Origin of the sequence: Thalassotalea sp. G20_0, from assembly GCF_017744175.1 — a bacterium.
Classification (GTDB): domain Bacteria; phylum Pseudomonadota; class Gammaproteobacteria; order Pseudomonadales; family Endozoicomonadaceae; genus Endozoicomonas.
This window is the reverse complement of the sequence record NZ_JAGHQV010000538.1, coordinates 1-516: the sequence shown is the minus strand read 5'-3', so window position 1 is coordinate 516 and position 516 is coordinate 1. Positions and strand designations below refer to the sequence as shown.

Genomic DNA, 516 nt, shown 5'->3' with positions numbered 1-516 from the left:
GATTAATATATGTCCAGCGATTGTAGGGATATTAGTACCAATCGCTCCCAAACCGATCACATTTATAAAGTTAGTAAAAGGATTATTAACATGATCAGGCAATTGATTCGCGATTTCCTTAAAGAAGAAGATGGGCTGGCTGCTGTTGAGTATGCTTTGTTAGCAGGTGCTGTTATTGCTGCTGTAGGGACTTTAACAACTGCATTTAATGATACCAATATCTTTGATACAGCAGCTAACGCTATTGCCCCTGATAGTGCTGGTACTGGTACTGGTACTGGTACTGGCTAGTAGCGGTGGTGGTGTTTGATCTGACCTCGTTCCCACGGTCCTCCGTGGGAATGCATACGGTACCAAAAGACAACTCCAAGCGGACAAGAAGTACGGTTTGCATTCCCACGCAAAGCGAGGGTGTTGCGAAAGGTATAAAAGCATTGAACCACAAAGACACAAAGGCACAGAGGAAGCCTTTTTTGTTTGTTGGGCGTAGCTCAACCAAGCCCGGAAAAAACTTTG

Annotated in this window: 1 protein-coding gene; it reads left to right on the top strand. The window is 44.4% G+C overall.

Annotation, left to right across the window (positions count from 1 at the left end; genetic code table 11):
* Nucleotides 1-90 precede the first annotated feature (90 nt).
* Nucleotides 91-291 (top strand): Flp family type IVb pilin, encoded by a 201-nt coding sequence (locus J7438_RS28135; RefSeq protein WP_286197007.1) that lies wholly within the window; start codon nucleotides 91-93, stop codon nucleotides 289-291.
* The last annotated feature ends 225 nt before the right edge of the window (nucleotides 292-516 follow it).